The sequence below is a fragment of the Vibrio sp. 10N.261.52.A1 genome (assembly GCF_002876325.1).
Classification (GTDB): Bacteria; Pseudomonadota; Gammaproteobacteria; order Enterobacterales; family Vibrionaceae; genus Vibrio; species Vibrio chagasii.
The window spans coordinates 1-7,287 of the sequence record NZ_MCYD01000685.1 but is presented as its reverse complement, the minus strand read 5'-3'; the positions used below and the strand labels follow the sequence as shown (position 1 = coordinate 7,287).

Genomic DNA, 7,287 nt, shown 5'->3' with positions numbered 1-7,287 from the left:
TCAGACGAAGTAAAACAGCACCTAATGGGTTTTGTTGAGCAAATCTAATTTAAGCAATCTTGATTGCTAAGTAGAAAAACAGGAAGAGAAAGGCTGAGGCTTTTCTCTTTTTTTATGCCCGAAAATCGCTAACCTTGCAGTATTCGTCATTTAGACCGAGACTCTCGGAAAGTGGGCAAGCATGAGTAATACAAACGTTAAAACTGAACTAGAAAAGATGCTATCTGGGCAAGTATATAATGGTGCAGACCAAGAAATTGAAACCATGCGTTCCAATGCCAGAAAGTCGCTAATGGCTTTCAACAGCCACCAAGACCCAGACCAGCACCACACATTGCAAGAGCAGCTATTTGGTAAGGTTGGTAGCAGCAGCTTAATCCAGCCCCCTTTTCATTGTGAGTTTGGTAAAACCATCGAGATTGGTGACGACACCTTCATCAACATGAATGTGGTCATGCTGGACGGTGCTAAAATCAAAATTGGCAACAATGTTTTAGTGGGGCCGAGCGTTCAGTTTTATACCGCTTCTCACTCTCTGGATCACAGAAGTCGTCGTCAGTGGGAAACCTTCTGTTTCCCTATTATCGTTGAAGATGATGTATGGATTGGTGGGAACTCGGTCATTAATCAAGATGTGACAATTGGCGCTCGCTCCGTTATCGCTGCCAACTCTGTCGTCAACAGTGATGTGCCACCAGACTGTCTCTATGGCGGCACACCAGCCAAATTAATCCGGTATCTGAATCGAAAGAATGAAAACAAATACACTCGCCAGTCAAGCCTCTCGAAAGACAATACAGTCACTAACGACCATACTCACTCAAACATATCCTCGTGATCGTGGATAGCACCTCTTACATCATCTTGAGTCAACACACGTTTGTCTAAAACATGTTTAACTTGTTTACCCAAATCAACAAGCGCATCTCGATTTGCTTTAGTTTGGCGCTTACCTGCACTTCTGAGACAATAATTAAGCTCATGCTCTTCGCTGAAGTTCACTAGATCTCTATCTGCAGCCATACCTACCTCCTAATTACATTAAACCCAATTAGAAGTCTGGCCTGAAAATGGCTAAATTCAAGTATCAAGTTGACAAAAGAACAAAAAACAACCAACCGTGGCGCTATCTACCTTTCTTCCCCGCCTTACCAAGGTAATCCACAATATGCTCAAAGTAACCGGGCACCCACAACACCTACCCCTTCCTCAGATACAAAACAGGCAATCACCGTAATAGATATTTGTGTATTTATCCGAATTGTGAGGAACAATAGTAATGCTTACAAAGCACCGTAATGGAGTCACCCATAAACAACAAAGCCACAGCTGGCGCTGTGGCTCTCTTTTTCACTAAATAAACTGACAGGACAGCTAGCTCAGTAGCCAATAACTAATAGGATTATCAGGGCACTGATAAGGTCCACATTCAACAAAGGTTGCAATGGCATTAAGGGCAACCACAACGATGGCTAGTAAACACGCCACACGCCCCAAGTTACTCATCTTATACGCTTCTTGCGATGGCTCTTTATTAGTCAATATTAGAATGACAGCAACCGCTAATATGGTCGCAGCAAATAACACGAAAGCCCAAGTGTAATAGTGCATCCCAAAGATAGGACTACCATAGCCAGGCGTGCCTGGAATCACATGCAGCGATACCTGTCTTAGAGAGGTGGCGACACCATACAAGGCACCGATCAAAACAATGCCATAGTGACGAGGTTGAGGCCCATAAACCACATTCAACATAAAGCCAAACGCAACCATCACGAAACCGATGCGTTGCAATAAACACAGCGGGCAAGGCAATTCGTGAAGAACAAACTGAAGGATGAAGCCTATCAACAGAACGGCAGTCATGCCGAGTAGGCCAAGCGTATTTAGGAGCGTTAATTGATCTCGATTCATGTTAGCTCCTTACAATAAGATGGGTAATGAATCAGTCGCATGGTGATTAAACCAATACAACCCTAGGATCACAGAGCCCGCAAAAAAGCCATACGCCGCGGTCTTCTTCTCGAAAAAAGCGCATAACATCGCCACGAGTAATAGTAGAAACAGTAAAGACATCATAAGAGGTATTCCCTCGCTATTTATCAAGTCCAGTCATATTGAACGTCAAAATGAATATCCACACCTACGCCCCAAACAGCATTCAAAATCGGCAAATCTATGGATTACGGATTAAAAATCATCAATTTAATACTTGTTAGTAAGCGTTAACCTGTCAAGTTTCCACCACTAACAAAGCCTTCTATGAAGAGAAGATGCAAGTAACACGCCGAATCAAGAAAAGCATACGCATCTCAACATTAGGCATACCACGAAACAGAGCACAGATATTACGATTGGCTACACTTACCAAACAGGGATAACACTTAAGAGTGAATGGCTAGGAAACATAATGAAAACAACACGATTTTTCTCTGCCCTATTTCTTACTAGCCTTACCATTCCCAATATTATTTGGGCCAACTACGCGATCGTTTTACCCGGTCAACATGAACAAGGGAGCGATTTACAAGGTGATGTATTATCGGCCTACGAGGTGATTGATTGGGAGCTCAACCATAGTGATTTGATATTTGGAGCTAATACTAACCAAAGCCTTAACACCAATATCCCGGCCGTTGGCTACATGTACAACCAAAAGTTAGAGTTAAACTCAGGCCAACTCGAAGACGAGATTAGAGAAATAGCAGAACGGTACGGGGTTGATTACGAAGATTTCTTTTTACACTTTTTAGAAGACACCATCCTTACAGAACCCAACCCCACTCATGGCGAGAATACGCTGTTAAACCGTAAACCCATGCTTGTGGGTTATACCGCAGACGCAATGCACGCAGGCTTTGTCCTTTACCAACCACCACCTTGGGATGCCGATGTCTTTGAAAATTTCCAACAAGGTGGTGCACTCTACCTTTACCACTCAGAACAGTTCAATAGTGTCGATTTTGAGTTTTCACGCTTTGCACAAGGTGGGAGGTTTTGGATTGAATATCCTTCTGAGGTGAACGCCAACAATCAAGTCACTGCATGGTCTCATCTTGTTATAAATGAAGATAACACTGAGAACATGACTCAAAACCAAGCGGTTAGCTGGGAAGTACCTTCTGATTGGGTAAGAGCAAGCACTCATGATGGTAGTGGCAACAGTTATGGTGGCGGGCAGTATTTCGGTTCGCCTTTTGTCCGTGATGGTGGCCGTTTATACGTAGTTAGAGTGCGCTGGCAAGGCCAAGCAAGTGATATTCGCCCTCGTTTAAGTCGCGTCCAGTTCAGAGATAGCTTTCCAATAATCGCCAAAGAGGACTTACCGCCGAACAAAGTGACGCTTGGTTCTAAAGAGAGTAGCCACAGCCCCTCCCTTAATGAGCCAAAGCGTTGGCGAAAAATTCGTGGCTTCGACCAATCGGCCGACCTTAACCAAGACAACTATTTGTCTCCTGCTGAATACCAGAATCGAAGTAATAAATCCGCCACCGCTCGATTTCGTTGGGAATCTCGGGTTATTCCTTTTGGTCAAATGTGGGACCAGAACTCTTCATGGTCGCTAACCAATCTGGCTAATCCCGGGCTATTGATGGCAATGGGCAGTTATTATGGTCAACATTGGACCAAGCTAGGTGTCTCTGGCGCCTACAACGATGACACCAATAAACTCTTAGGTAGCAATCAATTTGATATCTACTCTGGGGGAAACATCGCTGAACTTGATGCTATCGCAGGCTCAACTGAAGCTGATGAACGCTATAAACAACAGTTTTCCGCCTTTCTCAAACGATTGACTGCCGTTAATGACAAACCGTTAATTGGGCTCAATATTGGAACAGCTAACCTCTATGGTCGAAATGGGCAAGCGCACCTTATCGATGCAGGAAACCTGTATTTCAGGGAGCACTATATATTTCCGTCAACGGGCTTTAGCGGCTATGGCGGGCTATCGAAGTTTTGGGATAACTCAGCACTCGGCTATTCAGGGTCGAAGGTTATTCAACAAGCCACAACGCGTTATGGACGCGTGCAATTCTTTGGGAACAACCAAGAAAATTGGCAACAAGACCAATACTCAACTCTCGCCATCTATTACCTCCATCATCATCCCGAGCAAAGCTATTTCAACCAATGGAACAGTGGTTACGTATATGGGAGCAACAACACCACAACAGATAATTTCTGGAAAGCTGGCGTACCCAAAAATATGGCTTACCAGCCAACACCACTGCTCAACATTAATCTTGGTGTGCCTTCAGGAGCCATACCAAAGGGCTTTCAACCACTTACACTGATGCTCTCAACCCGCACTCCACAACCTGAGGATTACTCGATTGTTGGTAACACTTCGCAAACTCAGGTCGCTCATCAAGAGCTACCATATGGCAAGGTTTCACTATTACCTACTCATGCCTATTTCCTTTATCAATCAGATAAACAGATTGTCGAAGGCGGCCCAGAAGACATGGTGATTGCCAGAGAGTTTGAGCATGGACGCGTTCTCTATCGCACCGATTTTTATGGGAAAAACGCTGACTTTTATACCGCAGAGAAAATTTCTATTCGATTAGACCCACCGATGAAGCCCGTAAGTGCTGATGGTAGAGTGGGAGAATATCTAGATGAAGTGCAGGTAGGTGGTTACCAAGGCTTGATACTACTTTATTGACGCAGCTCAAACTTGAATTGGTCACCATAAAACAAAGAAACCTAGCGAGTAGTCGCTAGGTTTCAAAGATAAAAACGAATTACTCTTTGCTTACTTCAGAGGATCGTTGTCAGGCAATGCGTTGTGTATCCATAACGCTAGGCGCTTCTTAATATTTGCACCATCCAACTTACTGTCTGGTAACGGAGTGATTTGATTTACTTCAACAAGAAATAGATAAACAGCCTTAACCTTGATTGGTTGAGATGAGTTCGGCAAATCGAAACCTTGCAACTTTGCCATTTTAAAACCGACTTCTAGAGCCTTCTTAACCAGCTTATCTTCATTCATGATCTTCGCGGTTTTCGACATATCATCTCCATCATCTTCGTAGAATGAACCTTGAGTATATCAAACCAAATCTTCGATAAGATTACCGCGCTCTCAATTCGAACTCTCTCTTTGATAAATTACATAAAACGATTCGCAGATCCAAAGCCGCTACCCACTCAATCAACATTCACAAGATAAATACAAACGCGCAAACGATATATTAACAAAACACTCAATAAATGAGATCTTCAGTCAAGAAACCAAAAATTTGCCGGATTTGAACTTACCAAGCTAAAGGATACAGAATACTATTATTTTCACTTGTATACTTTTAGCTTTATAAATAAATAATAAGCCGCTGTTATTTAACTAGTTTTATACCATGTCGACTTAGAACACATTTACAGTCACCCGTAACGAAAAGCTATTTACAAAACACTCATTAAATAAATAAAATAGACCCAATAATCTTGTACTGGTGTTAATAATGCGTTACCTATGGGCTTCATTCTGTCATAAAAATCCTATCCCCGGACGAATCGTTCATATCCTTGTTATCTTGATAGCATTAGCTTCTATCGTGGTTCCATTAATGACAAAAGATGCCACAACAATACTAATTTCACTTTGTGTTGCTTTGGTGTGTTTTGTGCTGTTTGTGTTCTTTGCCCTTGCCGACAAAATGCGTTCGGGTATGCACTAATCTAATTCGAGATAGCAAAGCATTTCTCTTTTTCAAACCATTATCAAATGTTGGCTATCAAATACGGAAAAGCCCAAAGTTATTAGCTTTGGGCTTTTCTTCTACAGACTGTGGTTGATTACAACCGAGTGATACGACAACCGAGTCTTACAGCGTCATATGCAGAATTGGAAATGGTTTCCCCATGTCATCAAGTGGTGAGCGTGATTCAATTTTGAACCCCATGTGCTGATAGAAGCCTACCGCTTGTGGGTTTTGCTCATTCACGTCAACTTTGGTCGCTGCCAACTGCTCAATCGCATGTTGCAACAACACCGTACCTACTCCTTGTCCTCGAACTTCATTCAAAACGAAAAGCATCTCGACTTTTGCATCATGGACGCCTACGAAGCCAACTATCGAACCACATTCATTTTTAACGCATTTCAAAGAAACCGCAGGGAACGCATGTTCCATGATGATAGGTTTAAAAAACTCAATATCTTCTTCTGTAATAAAGTCATGAGTAGCTCGGACTGAATTCTCCCAAACCTTAAGCATTTCTGCATAATCTTCAGGAAGCACATTTTCTATAGTCATAATTTTCTCTAGATTAAACTGAATATAAACATGTGAAGCTGCGAAGACGCATATTAAGCCTAAACCATTAAGTGAGCCAATGATGTCTGTAGGAGATCCTCGGATGAAAACACGTCCCTTACCCCCCAAAAAATAGCCTTGTAATTGACATACGCAATACGATCCATATCATCATGCAAGCCTCCTTTCCCTAAAAAGCGAACAAAGCAGTAGAAAAAGATATGTTATGCCCACCCAGTCAGTCATTTAATGAATGTTTTTGTGAGCGAAATCATCTGTGTTTACATTTATGGTCAATTCAACACCGCCATGTTGAAGGACAATGATAAATGCGAAGAAGAAACAAATTTCGAGATCATAAGCTAGAAGCTAGATTATTCAGAAGTCGGGCGGTGTTTGCTTTTATATGTATTGTGTTACTAGCAGGACTGTTGGTTCTAAACATATACTGCCTACAGGTGACACAACATGAGTACTATCAAACGCGTTCTAATTCAAATCGTATCAAAATCATCCCCGTCCCCCCTACCAGAGGCCTGATTTATGATCGTAACGGCATCATTTTAGCCGAGAACGTACCAGTATTTAGCTTAGAGCTAGTACCAGAAAAGATAGAAAACATATCTGAAACGATCGAGAAGCTACGTGGAATCATCGATATATCCCAAGAGCAAGAGGAGAGATTTAAAAAAAACCTCAAGCGAGCACGACGTTTTAGTTCAATACCTCTGTTAGACAACCTTAATGACGAACAAGTCGCTAGGTTCTCGGTAAATCGTTATAAATATCCGGGTGTGGATGTTATGGCAACGCTAAAAAGACATTATCCTTATGCTGATATTTTGACACACTCGCTCGGCTATGTTGCACGCTTGAACCAGTCAGACCTAAATCGTCTCATCACTGAAGGGAAAGACCACAACTATAAAGCCACTAGGAACATCGGAAAAATTGGCATTGAACGGTATTATGAAGATGTACTACATGGAAAAGTAGGCTATCAAGAAGTCGAAGTAAACAG

8 protein-coding genes and 1 pseudogene are annotated in these 7,287 nt (G+C 42.3%); 4 read left to right on the top strand and 5 right to left on the bottom strand.

All coding sequences use genetic code 11. From position 1 onward, the window contains the following. The first annotated feature begins 181 nt into the window (after positions 1-181). Positions 182-838, top strand: coding sequence for a sugar O-acetyltransferase (locus tag BCT81_RS13340; protein ID WP_241908199.1), 657 nt, complete (start codon positions 182-184; stop codon positions 836-838). Here the strand turns inward: BCT81_RS13340 and BCT81_RS13335 are convergent. From BCT81_RS13335 to BCT81_RS29750, 3 genes are all read right to left on the bottom strand, one after another. Further along, entirely contained in the window at positions 817-1,023 is a 207-nt protein-coding gene (locus BCT81_RS13335; RefSeq protein WP_063524955.1) for a hypothetical protein, read from the bottom strand. The genes BCT81_RS13340 and BCT81_RS13335 overlap by 22 nt on opposite strands. Before the next feature lie 351 nt (positions 1,024-1,374). Continuing rightward, a complete protein-coding gene (locus tag BCT81_RS13330; RefSeq protein WP_063524954.1) occupies positions 1,375-1,914 on the bottom strand; it encodes a disulfide bond formation protein B in 540 nt (179 codons plus the stop codon). A gap of 9 nt (positions 1,915-1,923) precedes the next feature. Further along, complete coding sequence (locus tag BCT81_RS29750) at positions 1,924-2,079, bottom strand: DUF5993 family protein (protein ID WP_162884309.1); 156 nt, start codon at positions 2,077-2,079, stop codon at positions 1,924-1,926. Positions 2,080-2,410: 331 nt separating this feature from the next. On the opposite strand from BCT81_RS29750, the gene BCT81_RS13325 reads away from it, so the two are divergent. Then, a complete protein-coding gene (locus tag BCT81_RS13325) occupies positions 2,411-4,672 on the top strand; it encodes a hypothetical protein (RefSeq protein WP_102424728.1) in 2,262 nt (753 codons plus the stop codon). Positions 4,673-4,762: 90 nt separating this feature from the next. On the opposite strand, the gene BCT81_RS13320 is transcribed toward BCT81_RS13325, so the two are convergent. Continuing rightward, positions 4,763-5,023 carry a DUF5062 family protein gene (locus BCT81_RS13320; protein WP_017072477.1) on the bottom strand — a complete coding sequence of 87 codons (261 nt, stop codon included), beginning with the start codon at positions 5,021-5,023 and terminating at the stop codon, positions 4,763-4,765. A gap of 448 nt (positions 5,024-5,471) precedes the next feature. On the opposite strand from BCT81_RS13320, the gene BCT81_RS13315 reads away from it, so the two are divergent. Continuing rightward, positions 5,472-5,687, top strand: coding sequence for a hypothetical protein (locus BCT81_RS13315; protein WP_102424727.1), 216 nt, complete (start codon positions 5,472-5,474; stop codon positions 5,685-5,687). Between the two features lie 147 nt (positions 5,688-5,834). Here BCT81_RS13315 and BCT81_RS13310 read toward each other — a convergent pair whose 3' ends face one another. Beyond that, a complete protein-coding gene (locus tag BCT81_RS13310; RefSeq protein WP_102424726.1) occupies positions 5,835-6,266 on the bottom strand; it encodes a GNAT family N-acetyltransferase in 432 nt (143 codons plus the stop codon). Positions 6,267-6,595: 329 nt separating this feature from the next. Between BCT81_RS13310 and BCT81_RS13305 the strand changes: the two are divergent. After that, positions 6,596-7,287 (top strand): annotated as a pseudogene (locus BCT81_RS13305) (penicillin-binding protein 2); the annotation flags it as partial.